Annotated in this window: 2 protein-coding genes; one reads left to right on the top strand and one right to left on the bottom strand. The window is 62.7% G+C overall.

The genetic code is table 11. The features are described from left to right. The coding region (locus AC1D00_RS43800; protein ID WP_477015027.1) for a glycosyltransferase family protein at positions 1–470 on the bottom strand (470 nt) is incomplete at its 3' end. A gap of 114 nt (positions 471–584) precedes the next feature. On the opposite strand from AC1D00_RS43800, the gene AC1D00_RS43805 reads away from it, so the two are divergent. Then, positions 585–748 (top strand): GTP-binding protein (locus AC1D00_RS43805; RefSeq protein ID WP_477015028.1); only part of this gene is annotated, 164 nt, incomplete at its 3' end.

Raw genomic sequence — 748 nt, forward strand, 5'->3', positions numbered from 1 at the left:
GGGTTGTACTTGAAGCCCTTGAAATTGAAGATCGGGTAGAGCGCGACCATCACCACGACCAGGAACGCGCGCCGCGCATCCACGACGCGCAAGCTCAGCAGCCAGCAGATCACCATGCCGACGCCGACCGTCGTCATGGCGAGCGCATAGGTCGCCCAGTCCGTCGCCGGGAACGCCTTGAACCAGACGCCGGCGATCCAGCCCGACAGCGGCGGGTGCTTGCCATACCCCCAGAGGAATTTCTGGCCCCAGCCATAGGCTTCCGCGACGTCCATGTGAACGTCCTGCGCTGCCTTGAGATTGATCAGGATGAAGGTCCAGAGCACCGCATGCAGGATCGCGAGCTGGATCACCAGCCACAGGCGGGCCTCCGGCCGGACCGCGCTGGCAACCAGCCAGGCCCGGAAGCGGTTGAAACTCACCCGTGTCTTCGCACGGGCGCGGGCAGATGGGATTGAGGTCGTCGACATCAGCCGTTGCGTAGCGCGTTTTGGGCCACCGTGGAATCAGCTTGGCGTGAAGAAAGGCCCTGAAAATACAGCAATATGGTTGCCGCACGGGGATGTGAGTGGTATCCCGCGCCCATGACGACCGTCCCCATTTCCAACATCCGCAATTTCTCCATCGTCGCCCATATCGACCATGGCAAATCGACGCTGGCCGACCGCCTGATCCAGATGACCGGCGGCCTGTCCGACCGCGAAATGGCGGGCAAGGAGCAGGTGCTCGATTCCATGGACATCGAGCG

Source organism: Bradyrhizobium sp. P2_E8 (assembly GCF_056403875.1).